The 14,872-nt window shown below is 67.5% G+C and carries 18 protein-coding genes and 1 pseudogene; 9 read left to right on the top strand and 10 right to left on the bottom strand.

What is annotated here, in order from left to right:
• Positions 1 to 86: 86 nt before the first annotated feature.
• From ispH to AC1DQJ_RS13755, 4 genes are read left to right on the top strand one after another with little or no spacing between them, the layout of a single operon-like run.
• Positions 87 to 1,052 carry a 4-hydroxy-3-methylbut-2-enyl diphosphate reductase gene (ispH, locus tag AC1DQJ_RS13770; RefSeq protein WP_477604191.1) on the top strand — a complete coding sequence of 322 codons (966 nt, stop codon included), beginning with the start codon at positions 87 to 89 and terminating at the stop codon, positions 1,050 to 1,052.
• 34 nt (positions 1,053 to 1,086) lie between these two features.
• Positions 1,087 to 2,055 carry a homoserine kinase gene (gene thrB / locus AC1DQJ_RS13765; RefSeq protein ID WP_477604189.1) on the top strand — a complete coding sequence of 323 codons (969 nt, stop codon included), beginning with the start codon at positions 1,087 to 1,089 and terminating at the stop codon, positions 2,053 to 2,055.
• On the top strand, positions 2,052 to 2,495 hold the full coding sequence (gene rnhA / locus AC1DQJ_RS13760; protein ID WP_477604187.1) for a ribonuclease HI: 444 nt from the start codon (positions 2,052 to 2,054) through the stop codon (positions 2,493 to 2,495). The genes thrB and rnhA overlap by 4 nt, the downstream gene beginning before the upstream one ends.
• A gap of 53 nt (positions 2,496 to 2,548) precedes the next feature.
• A complete protein-coding gene (locus AC1DQJ_RS13755) occupies positions 2,549 to 3,028 on the top strand; it encodes a MarR family winged helix-turn-helix transcriptional regulator (protein WP_477604185.1) in 480 nt (159 codons plus the stop codon).
• Here AC1DQJ_RS13755 and AC1DQJ_RS13750 read toward each other — a convergent pair.
• Genes AC1DQJ_RS13750 through AC1DQJ_RS13740 form a run of 3 tightly spaced genes read right to left on the bottom strand, consistent with a single transcriptional unit; the run spans position 2,988 to position 4,872 of the window.
• Positions 2,988 to 3,443: an NfeD family protein gene (locus AC1DQJ_RS13750; protein WP_477604183.1), complete on the bottom strand. Its 456-nt coding sequence runs from the start codon at positions 3,441 to 3,443 to the stop codon at positions 2,988 to 2,990. The two genes, AC1DQJ_RS13755 and AC1DQJ_RS13750, sit on opposite strands and share 41 nt — an antisense overlap.
• Positions 3,444 to 3,447: 4 nt before the next feature.
• Positions 3,448 to 4,407: an SPFH domain-containing protein gene (locus tag AC1DQJ_RS13745; RefSeq protein WP_477604475.1), complete on the bottom strand. Its 960-nt coding sequence runs from the start codon at positions 4,405 to 4,407 to the stop codon at positions 3,448 to 3,450.
• Between the two features lie 33 nt (positions 4,408 to 4,440).
• A complete protein-coding gene (locus AC1DQJ_RS13740; protein ID WP_477604181.1) occupies positions 4,441 to 4,872 on the bottom strand; it encodes a TIGR02301 family protein in 432 nt (143 codons plus the stop codon).
• 85 nt (positions 4,873 to 4,957) lie between these two features.
• On the opposite strand from AC1DQJ_RS13740, the gene AC1DQJ_RS13735 reads away from it, so the two are divergent.
• Positions 4,958 to 5,485 carry a type III secretion system chaperone family protein gene (locus tag AC1DQJ_RS13735; RefSeq protein ID WP_477604179.1) on the top strand — a complete coding sequence of 176 codons (528 nt, stop codon included), beginning with the start codon at positions 4,958 to 4,960 and terminating at the stop codon, positions 5,483 to 5,485.
• On the opposite strand, the gene AC1DQJ_RS13730 is transcribed toward AC1DQJ_RS13735, so the two are convergent.
• Positions 5,482 to 6,399: a LysR family transcriptional regulator gene (locus AC1DQJ_RS13730; protein WP_477604177.1), complete on the bottom strand. Its 918-nt coding sequence runs from the start codon at positions 6,397 to 6,399 to the stop codon at positions 5,482 to 5,484. The two genes, AC1DQJ_RS13735 and AC1DQJ_RS13730, sit on opposite strands and share 4 nt — an antisense overlap.
• 111 nt (positions 6,400 to 6,510) lie before the next feature.
• Here AC1DQJ_RS13730 and AC1DQJ_RS13725 point away from each other — a divergent pair, with 111 nt between their 5' ends.
• Both AC1DQJ_RS13725 and wrbA read left to right on the top strand, forming a co-directional pair.
• Positions 6,511 to 7,209 carry a pirin family protein gene (locus AC1DQJ_RS13725; RefSeq protein WP_477604175.1) on the top strand — a complete coding sequence of 233 codons (699 nt, stop codon included), beginning with the start codon at positions 6,511 to 6,513 and terminating at the stop codon, positions 7,207 to 7,209.
• Positions 7,210 to 7,271: 62 nt separating this feature from the next.
• A complete protein-coding gene (gene wrbA, locus AC1DQJ_RS13720) occupies positions 7,272 to 7,871 on the top strand; it encodes an NAD(P)H:quinone oxidoreductase (RefSeq protein ID WP_477604173.1) in 600 nt (199 codons plus the stop codon).
• A gap of 88 nt (positions 7,872 to 7,959) precedes the next feature.
• On the opposite strand, the gene AC1DQJ_RS13715 is transcribed toward wrbA, so the two are convergent.
• Together AC1DQJ_RS13715 and AC1DQJ_RS13710 are read right to left on the bottom strand one after the other, a co-directional pair.
• Entirely contained in the window at positions 7,960 to 8,937 is a 978-nt protein-coding gene (locus AC1DQJ_RS13715; RefSeq protein WP_477604171.1) for an NAD(P)H-dependent flavin oxidoreductase, read from the bottom strand.
• An 82-nt stretch (positions 8,938 to 9,019) separates the two neighbouring features.
• Positions 9,020 to 9,802 (bottom strand): SDR family NAD(P)-dependent oxidoreductase, encoded by a 783-nt coding sequence (locus tag AC1DQJ_RS13710; protein ID WP_477604169.1) that lies wholly within the window; start codon positions 9,800 to 9,802, stop codon positions 9,020 to 9,022.
• Between the two features lie 133 nt (positions 9,803 to 9,935).
• Here AC1DQJ_RS13710 and AC1DQJ_RS13705 point away from each other — a divergent pair, with 133 nt between their 5' ends.
• Together AC1DQJ_RS13705 and AC1DQJ_RS13700 are read left to right on the top strand one after the other, a co-directional pair.
• Entirely contained in the window at positions 9,936 to 10,733 is a 798-nt protein-coding gene (locus AC1DQJ_RS13705) for a glutathione S-transferase family protein (protein ID WP_477604167.1), read from the top strand.
• Between the two features lie 94 nt (positions 10,734 to 10,827).
• Entirely contained in the window at positions 10,828 to 11,265 is a 438-nt protein-coding gene (locus AC1DQJ_RS13700; protein ID WP_477604165.1) for a hypothetical protein, read from the top strand.
• Between the two features lie 45 nt (positions 11,266 to 11,310).
• On the opposite strand, the gene AC1DQJ_RS13695 is transcribed toward AC1DQJ_RS13700, so the two are convergent.
• From AC1DQJ_RS13695 to yaaA, 4 genes and pseudogenes are all read right to left on the bottom strand, one after another.
• Positions 11,311 to 12,105: a sterol desaturase family protein gene (locus AC1DQJ_RS13695; RefSeq protein WP_477604163.1), complete on the bottom strand. Its 795-nt coding sequence runs from the start codon at positions 12,103 to 12,105 to the stop codon at positions 11,311 to 11,313.
• 121 nt (positions 12,106 to 12,226) lie between these two features.
• Positions 12,227 to 12,559, bottom strand: a pseudogene (locus tag AC1DQJ_RS13690) (helix-turn-helix domain-containing protein); the annotation flags it as partial.
• 706 nt (positions 12,560 to 13,265) lie between these two features.
• Positions 13,266 to 14,063: a 3-hydroxybutyrate dehydrogenase gene (locus AC1DQJ_RS13685; RefSeq protein ID WP_477604161.1), complete on the bottom strand. Its 798-nt coding sequence runs from the start codon at positions 14,061 to 14,063 to the stop codon at positions 13,266 to 13,268.
• A gap of 4 nt (positions 14,064 to 14,067) precedes the next feature.
• On the bottom strand, positions 14,068 to 14,865 hold the full coding sequence (yaaA, locus tag AC1DQJ_RS13680; RefSeq protein ID WP_477604159.1) for a peroxide stress protein YaaA: 798 nt from the start codon (positions 14,863 to 14,865) through the stop codon (positions 14,068 to 14,070).
• Positions 14,866 to 14,872: the final 7 nt, after the last annotated feature.

Genomic DNA, 14,872 nt, shown 5'->3' with positions numbered 1-14,872 from the left:
TGCGCGTGCACGCCCCTAGTAATGGCTATCGATTGAGGCCGCAACGCGGCTGGCGAACGCGGCCCCGAACGCCTAGTTTGCGGCCCATGTTGCAAGAGCCCCGCCCCCGCCGTCCGCTCAAGGTCCTGCTGGCCACGCCGCGCGGATTCTGCGCCGGCGTCGACCGCGCCATCCAGATCGTCGAGCGCGCGATCGAGAAGTACGGCGCGCCGGTCTATGTCCGCCACGAGATCGTTCATAACCGCCACGTGGTCGAGCGCCTGAAGGATTTGGGCGCCGTCTTCGTCGAAGAGCTGTCGGAGTGCCCAACGGATCGCCCGGTGGTGTTCTCGGCGCACGGCGTGCCCAAGTCGGTGCCGGCCGAGGCCAAGACCCGGCAGATGCTCTATCTCGACGCTACCTGCCCGCTGGTCTCCAAGGTCCACGTCGAGGCCCAGCGGCATTACGACGCCGGCATGGAGATCGTGCTGATCGGTCACGCCGGTCACCCCGAAGTGGTCGGCACCATGGGCCAGCTTCCGGACGGCGCCGTCACCTTGATCGAGACCGTCGAGGACGCCCGGGCCTACACGCCGATGGATGCGACCAACGTGGCCTTCGCCACCCAAACAACCTTGTCAGTGGACGACACCGCCGAGATCGTCGCGGCGCTGCGCGAACGCTTCCCCGACATCGCCGCTCCGCACAAGGAAGACATCTGCTACGCCACCACCAACCGCCAGGACGCGGTGAAGCAGGTCGCCGCCCAGGCTGACGTCTTGCTGGTGCTGGGTTCGGCCAACTCGTCCAACTCGGTGCGGTTGGTCGAGGTCGGCAAGCGTTCGGGCGCCAAGGGCGCCTATCTGATCGACGACGCCAGCGGTCTGGACTTCGCCTGGCTGGACGGCGCCTCCAGCGTGGGCGTCACCGCCGGGGCCTCGGCGCCCGAGCTGCTGGTCCAGGGCCTGATCGATCGGCTGGGCGAAGTCTTCGACGTCACCGTCGAGGATGTGGAGACCGTCCGCGAGACCGTGAGCTTCAAGCTGCCGCGAAAGCTGACGACCGACGCTTGACGGCGCGGCCGCGCTCCCGCATCCCGGCCCCAGCATGGCCGTCTACACCGATATCTCCGACGAGGAGCTGAACGCCCTCCTGTCCGACTTCGATCTCGGGGCGCCGCTGGCGTTCAAAGGGATCGCCGAAGGCGTGGAGAACTCCAACTTTCTGCTGGAGACGGAGGCTGGCCAGTTCATCCTGACCGTCTACGAGAAGCGGGTCCGTGAGGATGAGCTGCCCTACTTCCTGGGCCTCACCCACTGGCTGGCCGAGCGCGGCTATCCGTCCGCGACGCCAATGCTGGACCGCCAGGGCGAGGCGCTGAAGCGCGTGCGCGGCAAGCCCTGCGCGATCTTCTCCTTCCTGCCCGGCCTCTCGGTCCGCCGACCGACCGCCGCCCATTGCCGCGAGGCGGGCGAAGGCCTGGCTCGGTTACACCTGGCGGCGGACGGTTTTGCGATGAGCCGGCCGAACGATCTGGGCCAGGCGGCCTGGGGGCCGATGTTCGCGAACCTGAAGAACGAGGCCGATGGGCTCAAGCCGGGCCTGGCGGCGGTCATTGCGGCAGACCTGGAACGCATCGCCGCGGCCTGGCCCGCCGACCTGCCCCGCGGTGTGATCCATGCCGACTACTTTCCGGACAACGTCTTCTTCCACCAGGGCGGCAAGTTCGCGGGCGCCATCGACTTCTATTTCGCCTGCAACGACGCCCTGGCCTACGACATCGCCGTGGCGCTGAACGCCTGGTGCTTCGAGGCCGACGGCAGCTTCAACATCACCAGCGCCCGCGCCATGCTGGCGGGCTATGAGGCCCACCGCCCGCTGACCCCCGCCGAACGCGCCGCCCTGCCAGTGCTGGCGCACGGCGCAGCCATGCGCTTCTTCCTGACCCGGCTGCACGACTGGGGCGCGACGCCGCCTGGCGCGCTGGTCCGGCCGAAGGATCCGCTGGAATACGAGCGCAAGCTGGCCGTTCATCGCGCGGCTCCCGACCTGGTCCTGCTCGGCGAGGCTTCGTGACCCCAGAAGTGGTGATCTACACAGACGGGGCCTGCTCAGGGAATCCCGGGCCCGGCGGCTGGGGCGCGGTCATGATCTCGGGCGAGCACATCAAGGAGATCTGCGGCGGCGAGCCCGACTCCACCAATAATCGTATGGAATTGATGGCCGCGATCCAGGCGCTGGAGGCCCTGAAGAAGCCCTGCAAGGTCGAGCTCCACACCGACAGCACTTATGTGATGAAGGGGATCTCGGAGTGGATTCACGGCTGGAAGAAGCGCGGCTGGAAGACCGCCGACAACAAGCCGGTGAAGAACGACGACCTGTGGCGCAGACTTGACTCGGCCCGGTCGCGTCACGACGTCACCTGGAAATGGGTCAAGGGCCACGCCGGCCACGAGCTCAACGAGCGTGCCGACGGACTGGCGCGCAAGGGCCTGCAGGACGCGCGCCGCCCTTGACCGTTCGACATCGAACGATAACATTGTTCGATGTCGAATTTCAGGAGGACGCCATGGCGCCTTCACTTCAGGATCGCCCAGACGTCGCGGTGTTCAGCGAGATCGGGATCATCGAGCACCTGATCCGCCTATCGGTGATCGCGCATCTGCCGGCAGGGATGACCTACGCCCACTTCGAACTGCTGATGCACTTCCATCGCAACGGCGACGGCCAAACCCCGGCCGAACTGGCGCAGGGAATGATGCTGTCCAAGGCGGCGATGACCAACGCCCTGCAGAAGATGGAGGCGCTGGGCCTCATCGTCGTGCTGGCGGACGTCAGCGACCGTCGCAAGAAGCGCGTGCGGATGGGCCGGGCCGGCGGCGGCGCCTACCAGCAGATTCTCAAGGACATGAAATGGAAGATGGACGCGCTGCGCGAGGGCTTCACGGACAACGAGTTCCGTCAGGCCCTGCCGTTCCTGCGCAACCTTCGCGCCTTTCTGGAAGAGATCAGCGCTGGGCCCGAACCTGAAGCCTTGAGCCTCCGCTGAGGCCGATCACCTCGACGATCGATTCCAGCTCCAACTGGGCGCCGTCCACCGACTCCGCCGACCACTCCTTGCCGTCCACCAACACCCGACCCGCGCCATGGACGAAGGCGGCCGTGACCCGGCCCTGGTGCCCGACCAGCCGGGCGACATTGTCGTTGATGTCGACGGTCTGGTGCTTCTGGCGCGGCCAGAAGCGGCGGGCGGTCAAGGTGGTGACGATGGTCAGCACCGCGAACAGCCCAATCTCCAGGGTGCCGTTGTGGGTGAACAGGTTGACCACGGCCACCACTGCCGCGCTGGCCGCCGGCCACAGCAGCCAACCCGATCCAAAGGCGATCTCCAGCGCCAGGATGGCGGCGGCGAGCGCGACCCAGACCCAGAATCCGTGTTCGAGGTAGAATTCGACCAGGGCCATCTCGTCAGACCCCCGTCGGCGGCACGGCGCCTCGCGTCCGCGGCGGCGCGGAACGCGGCGGCTCGTCGGTGCGGATCGTCTTGACCAACTCGCCGACCCCGGCCAGCGACCCCACCAGGGCCGACATCTCGGCCGGCACGATCACCGTCTTCTGCTGCGGGCTTTCGGCCAGCTTGCCGAAGGCTTCCACATACTTTTGGGCGACGAAGTAGTTGATGGCGTTGACGTCGCCGCGGGCGATGGCCTCGGAGACCATCGCGGTGGCCTTGGCCTCGGCCTCAGCCTCGCGCTCACGGGCCTCGGCGTCGCGATAAGCGGCCTCGCGGCGGCCCTCGGCTTCCAGGATGGCCGCCTGCTTGGCGCCTTCCGCTCGGGCGATGGCGGCGGACTTCTCGCCGTCGGCCTCGGTGATCACCGCCCGCCGCTCACGCTCAGCCTTCATTTGGCGCGCCATGGCGTTGGTGATGTCCGGCGGGGGCATCAGATCCTTGATCTCGATACGTGCGACCTTCACGCCCCACGGGCTGGTCGCCGAATCGATGACGTGCAGCAGCCGGCTGTTTATCTGGTCGCGTTGCGACAGCACCTCGTCCAGCTCCATCGACCCGACCACGGTTCGCAGGTTGGTCATCGCCAGCTGCGCGATCGCGTAGTTGAGGTTGTCGACGCGGTAGGCGGCGGCGGCGGCGTCCATCACCTGGATGAAGACGATGCCGTCGACCTGGACCACGGCGTTGTCCTTGGTGATCACCTCCTGGCGCGGCACGTCCAGCACCTGCTCCATCATGTTCACCCGGCGGCCGACGCCTTCGACGAACGGGGTGAGGAAGCTGATGCCGGGCGGGAGGGTGCGGGTGTAGCGGCCGAACCGCTCGACCGTGAACTCTCGGCCCTGTGGAACGATCTTGATCGCCCCGAACAGGATCACTAGCGCCAGGATCACCAAGACGACGACTGCAGCCAGTTCCATGACAACCTCCCCGAGAACAGGGGCACACTAGCCCGGAGCAGGCTCGGCCGTCACGCCCTCCTCTTCAGGGGTCACCGGCGCCACCCCGGTGCGGTATCTGGCGTGCGAGAGGGTCGTCGACAGTTCCTGGCCGTGCGCCGCCGCCAAGCCCTGAGCGCGGCGAGTGCCGTCGCCGCAGAACGGATAGAGCCTACGGGTTTCGGCAAAGCCGGCATTGAAGCTGGCCTTCATCCGCCCCTCGAGCTCCTCGTCAGGGCTCTCGGTTTCCAGCAGCCGGTTCATCCGTGAACGCCAGTACTGATCGTCGGAGCCCTCGCAGGCCTGCCGCAGCGCATGGCTCTCCCCCAACACTCGGGTCAGGCCGACCAGCGTATCGCGCATGTCCGCGGTCCGGTCCTGCGCCAGGGCCGGCGCGGAACTCGCGGTCATCGCAATGGCGATCAGAAGGGCCGGGCGCATGGGCCGCACTTAAATCCGCGCGGGCGGCCTTGTCACCAGCAGGTCCGCGGCTTAGCCGTCTGTTCCTGGTCTGGAGGCGTCCCGGATGCGCGTGTTGATCTTGGTTCTGGCCCTCGCGGCCGCATCGCCCGCGCTGGCCGCCGACAAGCCGGCCAAGCCCGCAGCGGCCAAGCCGGCGACCAGCGGCGCCGCCTACGACGCGCGCGACCCCGCCGCCCTGGTCACCCTGCTAGCCGGCATGGACGCGCAGGCGAGCGTGATCTCCGGCGACAAGAACATAGTCGTGCTCGACATCGTCACGCCGGGCGGAAAGTTCGGCGCCCAGTTCGTCGACTGCGACGCCAAGGGCAAGGCCTGTCAGGCGCTCGCCTTCTCCACCGCCTTCGAGCGCCGCGGCCCCACCTTGGCGCAGATCAACGTCTTCAACCGCACCCAGGTCGCCTGCCGCGGCTACCTGACCGACGATGGACGCAGCAACGTGATGTACGCGGTCATGCTCACCTCGCGCCTCAACGCCGCGGACATGAAACAGCACCTGGGCGTCTGGCAGAGCTGCCTGACCACCTTCGGCAAGTTCAACCGCGATCCGCAGGCCTACGTCGTCGGCGGCTAGAGACCGGTCTCCCAGGGCGCGGCGGCCAGCCGCTCGGCCAGGAACTCCATCAGCACCTTCACCCGCGCCGGCCGCAGCCGCCCCGGCGGGCTGACGATATGCAGGGCCGGCGTTGGGGGGCGCCAATCGCACATCGCGGTCTCCAGCGTCCCCTCCTTCAGGTCCCGCCAGCAGATGAACTCCGGCTGCAGCGCCACCCCCAGGCCCGCCCGCAGCGAGGCGCTGAGGCTTTCGGAGCCGTTGACCCGCATAGGCCCATCCACCGCCACGCTTTGCTCCTCGCCGTCCGGGCCGGTGAACCGCCAGAGGCCAGGGTTCTCGACATTGGCGTAGGTGAAGCAGCGGTGGTCGGCCAAGTCGCGCGGGTGCTCGGGCTTGCCGAACGCCTCGAAGTAGCGCGGCGCCCCGACCAGCATGACCCGCATGTCGCAGAGCTTGCGCGCCAGCAACGACGAGTCCTGCAACTGGGCGATGCGCACCGCCAGGTCGTAGCCCTCGGCCACCAGGTCGACCTTGTGGTCGGCCAGGTTCACGTCCAGCGACACCTCCGGATAGCGGGCCAGGAAGTCGGGCAGGATGTCTGCCATGTGCAGCAGGCCGAACGAGACCGGCGCCGCCAGCCTGACCATTCCGCGCGGGATCGCCGACTGCGCCGCGGTCTCGGCTTCCACCGCCTCGCCCTCGGCGAGGATGCGGCTGGCGCGCTCCAGGGCGGCCCGGCCGCTCTCGGTCAGCGACAACCGACGTGAGGTGCGATGGAACAGCCCGGCCCCCAGCCGCGCTTCCAGACGGCTGACGGCCTTCGACACCGTCGCCTTGGAAAGGTCCAGCTCCTCGGCCGCGCGGGCGAAGGAGCCGGTCTCGGCCACCCTTGCGAAGATGGCCCAGGCTTCGAAATCAGGGAGTTTCGACATGACGATTTTGGAAACGGTCCGTTTCTATCGTTTCTATTTCTAAATCCCCAGGGATCGCTACCTATTTCTCGAACGGACGGCCCAAGCAAACCCGTCCCCGGAGATACGACGATGATCGACCTTCGACCCTTTGACACGCTCGGCGGCGCCAACCACGGCTGGCTCGACGCCAAGCATCACTTCTCGTTCGCCGAGTACCACGATCCCAAGCGGATGAGCTGGGGCGCCCTGCGCGTCTGGAACGACGACAAGATCGCCCCGAACTCCGGCTTCCCGCCGCACCCGCATGCGAACATGGAGATCATCACCTACGTCCGCAGCGGCGCGATCACCCACCAGGACAGCCTGGGCAACAAGGGCCGGACCGAGGCGGGCGACGTGCAGGTGATGAGCGCCGGCTCGGGCATCCGCCATGCCGAGTACAACGTCGAGAACGAAGACACGACGCTGTTCCAGATCTGGATCCTGCCGACCAAGGCCGGCGGCGAGCCCTCCTGGGGCGCCAAGCCCTTCCCCAAGGGCGACCGCGCCGGGAAGTTCGTGACCCTGGCCAGCGGCGTCGACGGCGACGAAGACGCTCTGCCGATCCGCGCCGACGGCCGCGTCTCCGGCGCCACGCTGAAGGCAGGCGAAACCACCGAGTATCAGCTCGGCGAAGGCCGCTACGCCTACCTCGTGCCGGCCACCGGCTCGGTTGAGGTCAACGGCGTCAAGGCCAAGGCCCGCGACGGCCTGGCCATCCGCGACGTGGACACCATCCGCGTCACCGCGCTGGAGGACGCTGAACTCGTCCTCGTCGATGCCGCCTGACGCAAACTGGCCCGGACGCTCCCCCGTCCGGGCCGCCCTTTCCCACAGCCAGGAACCGCCTGATGACCAAAGTGCTCGTTCTCTATCATTCGACCTACGGCCACATCGAAGCCATGGCCAAGGCGGTCGCCGAAGGCGCCCGTGAAGCCGGCGCGACCGTGGACATCAAGCGCGTGCCGGAAACGGTGCCAGCCGAATTGGCCAAGGCCTCGGGCTACAAGCTCGACCAGGAAGCGCCGGTCGCCACCGTCGATGATCTGGCCAACTACGACGCCATCATCCTGGGTGTCGGCACCCGGTACGGCCGCATGGCCTCGCAGATGGCCGCCTTCTGGGATCAGACCGGCGGGCTGTGGGCCAAGGGCGCCTTGGTCGGCAAGGTCGGTTCGGTTTTCACCTCGACCGCCACCCAGCACGGCGGCCAGGAGACCACGATCATCTCGACCATTACCCAGCTGCTGCACCAGGGCATGGTGATCGTCGGCCTGCCCTATGCCTGGGCCGGCCAGATGCGACTGGACGAGATCACCGGCGGCAGCCCCTACGGCGCCTCCACCATCACCGGCGGGGACGGCTCGCGCCAGCCCAGCGCCAACGAACTGGACGGCGCGCGCTACCAAGGCCGGCATGTGGCCCAGATTGCGGCCAAGGTCGCCGCGTAGTCCGGACTACCGGCGGAAGGCGCACACCCCTTTCGCCGCAACGCTGGCGCCCGTCCTCCTCGCGAGGGCGGGCGCCTTCGTTCGAGGCCTAGGCGGGAACTGCGGACCGCAGCTTGGCGGTGCGGTCGATGGCGGCCTCGGCTTCCTTGATCAGGTTGGCGACGATCTGCGCGGCCGGCAGCACCTCGTGGATGCCGCCCGCCGACTGCCCCATCGCAAAGCAGGATTTCTCCGGATCGAGGCCCTCGATCTGACCGCCAATGCCGCCCATCACGCCAGCTCGGCTCGAGAGCATGGCCTGCATCGGGAACGGCTGGATGTCCTGCGGCCGGGTCTCCCATTCCTCGACATAGGGGTTCTTCTTCACCCGCATCGGCTTGCCGGAATAGGAACGGGTGCGGACGGTGTCCTCGTCGGCCGCTTCCAGCACCGCCTCGCGGTACAGCTCGCCGGCGTGGGCCTCCTGCGAGGCGATGAAGCGGGTGCCCATCCAGACCCCGGTGGCGCCCAGCGTCAGCGCCGCCGCCAGGCCGCGGCCGTCATAGAGCCCGCCGGCCGCGACCACCGGGATCTTCACGGCCTCCACCGCCTGGGCGACCAGCGGCATGGTGCCGACCAGGCCGGTGTGGCCGCCGCCTTCCCCACCCTGGCAGATCACCGCGTCGCAGCCGGCCTGTTCGGCCTTCACCGCGTGTTTCACCGCGCCGCAGACGACCATGACCTTGAGCCCGGCCTTTTTGAGCCGCTCCATGATCGGCATCGGAATACCCAGCCCGGCGACGAACGACGAGGCGCCTTCCTCGATGATGATCTCGACCGAGGCGGTCAGGCTCTCCGGCGAAGCGGCTAGCAGATCGACGCCGAACGGCTTGTCGGTCAGGCTTTTGACCTTGCGCATCTCGTCGCGGATGAACTCCGGCGTGCGCCCGGCCATGCCCAGCACGCCATAGCCGCCCGCGTTGGAGACCGCCGCCACCAGTTCGGCGTAGGACACGCCGCCCATGCCGGCGAGCATGATCGGGTGCTTCACACCCAGCAGGTCGCACAGCGGAGTATGCAGGCTCATCGTATTCCTCCCGAATTCTTATGGTCGGGAGGATGGCGCCGGCCGCGGGCCATGGGAACCATGACCCGACGTTAGACAGCCGTCAGAAGATGGCGTAGCCGCCGTCGATCAGCACCGAGTCCCCTGTGTGGAAGGCCGAAGCGTCCGACGCGAAATAGACCGCCATGCCGCCGAAGTCGGCCGGCTTGCCCCAGCGGCGCATCGGCACCCGCTTGATGACGTTGTCGTTGAACTTGTCGTTGTCCTGCGCGCCGGCGGTCATGTCGGTCGCGATCCAGCCGGGCAGGATGCAGTTGGCCCGCACGCCGTAGCGGGCGTGCTCGACGGCGATGGCGCGGATCATCGGGATCAGCGCGCCCTTGGTTGCGGCGTAGGCCTCGTTGCGGGCTGCGCCGTCCAGGGCCGAGAGCGAGGAGATCGCCACCAGCGAGCCGCCGTGGTCGCCTTGGCCGGCGCGCTCGACCATGTGCTTGCAGGCCTCGCGGAAGGTGAAGAACACCCCGTCCAGATTTACCGACAGCACTTTGCGATAGGTGGCGGTGTCGAATTCGGCGAACGACTTGGCGCCGCCGCCGATGCCGGCGTTGGCGACCACGGTGTCGACCCGGCCCATCTTGGCCACCGCCTCGACCATGCCCGCTCGCACGGCCTCTTCATCGGCGACATTGACCACCTGGGTCAGCACCCGCACGCCGGTGGCCTTGAGCTTGGCCTCGGCGTCGGCGTTCTTCGTCGGATTGGAGCCCCAGATGACGATGTCGGCGCCCGCCTGGGCCATGGCCTCGACCATGCCGAAGCCGATGCCGCCGTTGCCGCCGGTCACCAGCGCCACCTTGCCGGTCAGGTCGAATGGTTTGTAGGCCATGGGTCGCCTCCCTCTCGTTCAAACGATTGTTGGGAAGCAGGGAGCCGTGCTTACGCCGGGGCCGTCAAGACGGCGCGATTGACTTCCGGACCGGCAACCGGGCTCGATCAGATCAACGCTGCAGGAGCCAACCATGCTCAAGCTCTACGACCACCCGCTGTCGCCCTACGCCCAGAAGGTCAAGATCGCCCTGCGCGAGAAGGGCCAGCCGTTCGAGACCCTGACGCCCGGCGGCCTCGGAGCCGGCGGCGCGCAAGGCGAATTCCTCCAGGCCAATCCACGCGCCGAGGTGCCCGCCCTGGTCGACGGCGACGCCGCGATCTTCGATTCCACCATCATCCTCGAATACATCGAGGAGAGCTGGCCCGACCCGCCGCTGCTGCCCGCCTCCCCCGCCGAACGCGCCCGGGTGCGGATGCTGGAAGAGGCCATGGACACCCACTTCGAGGCGATCAATTGGGGCCTGTCGGAGATCCGCTGGTTCCGCCGGGCCGCGGGTGAGCTGGAGCGCACCCTGCTGGCCCGCGCCGCCAGCCAGACACGCCGCTGGTTCGCATGGCTGGAGGGCCAGCTCGGCGAGCGCACCTGGTTCAACGGCGAGACCTTCGGCTGGGGCGATCTCGCCGTTGTGCCCTACCTCAACGGCTCGGTCGGCCATGGCCTGCCGCCCGACAAGGGCAGTCGGCTCAGCGACTGGCTGGCCAGGGCCAACGCCCGCCCGTCTGTGGCCCAGACAACCGAGGAAGCCGCGGCTTCCTCCCGCGCGGCAGCCATGCCCAATGTCGCAGAGCTGGTGCGTCAGGGGCTGTTCAAGCGCGAATACCGCGACCACCGCCTGGAATGGATGATCAAGAGCGGCGGCGCCCAGGTGGTGATCGACGGGCTCGAACGCGACAACATCCGCTTTAGTCCTGACTTTGGCCCGCGCTAGAACTCCGCAACTCTGATAACGTTGTTATCCATACTTCAGCGGCGCAGGGTGCTCCTCGCGCGGCGGACGCGCGACAGACAAGGGAGAGTTGCGCGTGAAAACTATCCTTGTATCGGCTGTACTCGCCTTGGCCCTCGGCACATCAGCTCAGGCACAGAACGCCGCGAGAACCTATGACCTCGGCCCGGTTTGGACCATCGGCTATGTCGAAACCAAGCCCGGTATGTTCGACGACTACATGGCCTATGTGAACACCACCTGGCGCGCCATCCAGGAAGAGAACAAGAAGCGCGGCGATGTCCTCGATTACCGCATCCTGTCGATCGACAACCCGCGAGACGGTGAGCCGGACGTCATCCTCTTGGTCCAGTTCAAGAACATGGCCGTCTTCGATCGCAGCCTCGACGAGCAAGACGCCATCCAGGCCAAGGCCTTCGGCAGCGTGATCAAGGGCAACCAGGCCGCCATTTCTCGCGAGTCCCTCCGGACTCTGCGCGGCGGCATGAGCGCCCGCGAACTGACCTTCAAGTAGTAGGGCGATTGGCACGGCGGCCTCAGGTCGCCGCTCCATCCCGCCTCAGGCCGGCTGCTCCACCGACGTCTTGCGCCCGACCGCCTGTGCGAACCGCGCCTCGTAGTCCGGATGCTCCGTGCCCATCGCCTTGTCCCAGAAGGTGAAATAGAGCCCGTAATTGTAGCCCGCCTGCGCGTGGTGCAGGTCGTGGTGGGTGACGGTGGTGAGGAAGGGCAGCAGCGGCTTGCCGTCCTTGGCGGCGGGAAAGAGCTCGTAGCCAGAGTGGCCGATGGTGTTGCGCACGATCTGGTGCAGCATGAAGAGGCCGACCACCTCCCACCGGGTTGGAACGACCAGCATCCAGATCGGCACGAACAGCGCGTTGATCGCCGCCTCGCCCAGGTCGAAGCTGTAGGCGGTGAAGGGCGACGGGTTGTTGGACCGGTGGTGGCGCCGGTGGAACGTGCGGAACAGCCGGCGGTCGTGGATCAGGCGGTGCGTCCAGTAGAACCAGGCGTCGTGGGCGACCACCATCAGGAGCAGACTCGTCCAGAACCACGCGGGGCCTAGGCTGGCGGCCAGGCGCGGACCGTTCAGCACTCCGATATGCGCCAGCACGATGGTGATGAGCCCCACCGTCGAGAAGATGGCGATCGACCTGATCGAACAGGCGAACTCGGTCAGCAGCTGGCGGGCCGGCGGCGTCGCCTCACGGATCTTGCGGCCGCGCAGCAGCGGCGCCAGCGCGACCCAGAGGACGAGCCAGGTTCCGATGGCGAAGATCACGTAGCGCGTCAGGTCGTTCTGCATGTTGTGCAGCCACTGAAGGACGACGGGCGGCAGGTCGAGCTGGGGCATGGGGCGGGTTCCTCGGTGAACGATCGCCCGAACTTCCCTTCGGTGGCGCGGCCGGTCTCGCCGATTGCGGAAACGGCGCGCCTTTTCAGGTTTCGGCGAGAAATTCCGAATTCGGCGAGGCCCGCCATGCGGTGGGTGTGACCCCGGTCAGGTCCTTGAACGCCCGGTTGAACGGGCCCAGCGACGCGAAGCCCAGCTCATAGGCGATGGTCGAGACCGAGGCCTTCGCCTGCGCCGGATCCCGTAGCGCACGCTTGGCCGCGGCGATCCGCCGGGCGTTGACGAAGGCTGCGAAGTTGCGATGACCAAGCTCGCCGTTGATCAGTTTGCGCAGCCGATGCTCGGGCAGGCCGACGTGGGCGGCCAACATGCCGATGGTCAGATCCTCCCGCCGCCACACCTCGTCCTTGTCCATCGCCTGCTCGAGACGAACGAGCGCCCCGGCGTCGGCGGGCTCCGGCGTCGGACGCGATCGCGAGGCCTGGGCGATCAGCAGCGGGTCGAGCCGCAGCAGCACCACCGCGGCGCAAAGCGACAGCAGGAACAGCACGCTGCCCTGCGCAAGCCGCATGTTGTGAACCGCCATGCCGTAGGTGGCGGCAAGGTCGGTCCCCACCGTCAGCAGCACATAGGCGGCCGCGGCGGCCATCATCGGCGCCCGCAGCCGGCGGCGGGATTCGACCAGGTCGCCGCGCCCTCCGCGCCAGATCTCGGCCAGCGCCAACGCCACAACCGCAAACGAGAGCAGGTGGAAGCCGGTCCAGGCGATCCGGTCCACCGGATAAGGCGAGAAGCGGCCGATCCAGGCCAACGGGACTTGCGTCGCCAGGACGCCGAGCCCCCAGGACGGGATCGGCCGCTCGTCCTCGAACAACGCGATCGCGAAGAACCAGAAGAAGCAGGCCCCCAGGGTCGACAGCGCCCAGGTGAGTGTCACCAGCCAGCCGACATTGTCGCCTGTGTCGCGCAGGAGCGCGCAGTTGAACAGCGCGTGCCCCGTGGCGGCGAGAAAGAAGATCGGCCCAGCCCAGGCCATGGCGCCCCTGGCGCGGGAAGCCACGATGGCGATGGCGGTGGCTGTGAAGCAGCCCGCCGCCGCCAACCTCACCGAGGTGTCGAGGACGCTGAGTTCCATCTAAACCGCCCCCCGGCTGGCGCGATCAGGTCGCTGTCCAGCCTCCGTCCACGACCATCGCCGCGCCGGTCGCCGAGGCGCCCATGTCGGACACCAGATAGAGCAGCATGCCGGCCAGCTGGTCGTACTCGACGAACTGCTTGGTCGGCTGCGCGGCCAGGATCACCTCTTCCATCACCCGATCTTCGGGAATGCCGCGAGTCTTGGCCTGATCGACGATCTGCGCCTCGATCAGCGGCGTCTTCACATAGCCGGGGCAGATGGCGTTGGCGGTGATGCCGGTGCGCGCCAGCTCGACGCCCAGGCCCTTGGTGAATCCGACAACACCGTGCTTGGCGGCCACGTAGGGGGCCTTGAACGGCGAGGCCACCAGGCCGTGGGCCGAGGCGATGTTGACGATCCGCCCGCGCCCTTGGGACTTCATGATCGGGATCGCCGCACGGCTAGCGTGGAAGGTCGAGGAGAGGATGATGGCGATCAGCGCGTCCCACTTCTCCGGCGGGAACTCGTCGACCGGGGCCACGTGCTGGATGCCGGCGTTGTTGACCAGGATGTCCAGCCGTCCGAACTCGCGAACCGCGTAGTTGATCAGGTCGGTAATTTCGTCCGGCTTGGTCATGTCCGCGGCATGGTAGCGGACGGCCGCATTGGTGCGGGCCTGAAGCGCGGCGCGGTCGGCCTCGATCTTCGCCGGGTCGCCGAAACCATTGAGGATGACGTTCACCCCCTGCTCGGCCAGGGAAGCGGCCAGCGCCTGCCCGATCCCGCTGGTGGACCCGGTGATGACGGCCACATGGCCCTGCAGCCCATAGTCGACGGCCATGCGGTCAGTCCTTCTTCTTCGCCGCTGAGACCGGCGGCGGCTGAGGCCGCGAGAACACCCACTCGGTGTCGCTCGAGGCGCTTTTCTGGAAGCGGTAGCCCTCGGTGTCGAAGGACTTCAGATCCTCCGCCCGCTCGATCCGATTGTCGATGGCGTAGCGGGCCATCAGGCCGCGCGCCTTCTTGGCGTAGAACGAGATGATCTTGGAGCTGCCGTCCTTCTCCTCGAAGAACCGCGTGTGCACCACCGGGAGATTGATCGCCTTCAGGTCCACCGCACCGAAGTATTCCTGGCTGGCGCAGTTCACCAGGGTCCGGTCCTTGTGGCCGGCGCCGGCCTGGTTCAGCGCCGTCGAAATGCGGTCGCCCCAGAAGTCGTAGAGGCTGCCTCCGCGCTTGGTCTTGATCCGCACGCCCATCTCCAGGCGATAGGGCTGGATGGCGTCCAGGGGCCGCAGCAGGCCGTAGAGTCCCGACAGGATGCGCAGGTGCTTCTGGGCGTAGGCCAGGCCCTTCTTGTCCAGCTCCCGCGCCTTCAGCCCCGAATAGACGTCGCCGTTGAACGCGAAGGCCGCCTGCAGGCCGTCCTCCATGGCGGGGTCGAAAGCCTGGAAGCGCTCGCGGTTGAGGGTCGCCAGGTTGTCCGACAGGTCCATCATCTTCTTGAGGTCGGCGACCTTCAGCTTCTTGGCCGTCACCGCCAGCTCGGCGATGTGCTCCCCCATCTCCGGCGTCGTCATCGGCGCGGCGCCGTCCGGCCGCGTGAAGTTGAGCGCCTTGGCGGGAGAGATGACGATCAGCATGGGAGAC

Source organism: Phenylobacterium sp. P4_E10, from assembly GCF_056401675.1.
Note: the sequence above shows the minus strand (reverse complement) of the source record. Positions and strands in the feature narration are given on the sequence as shown.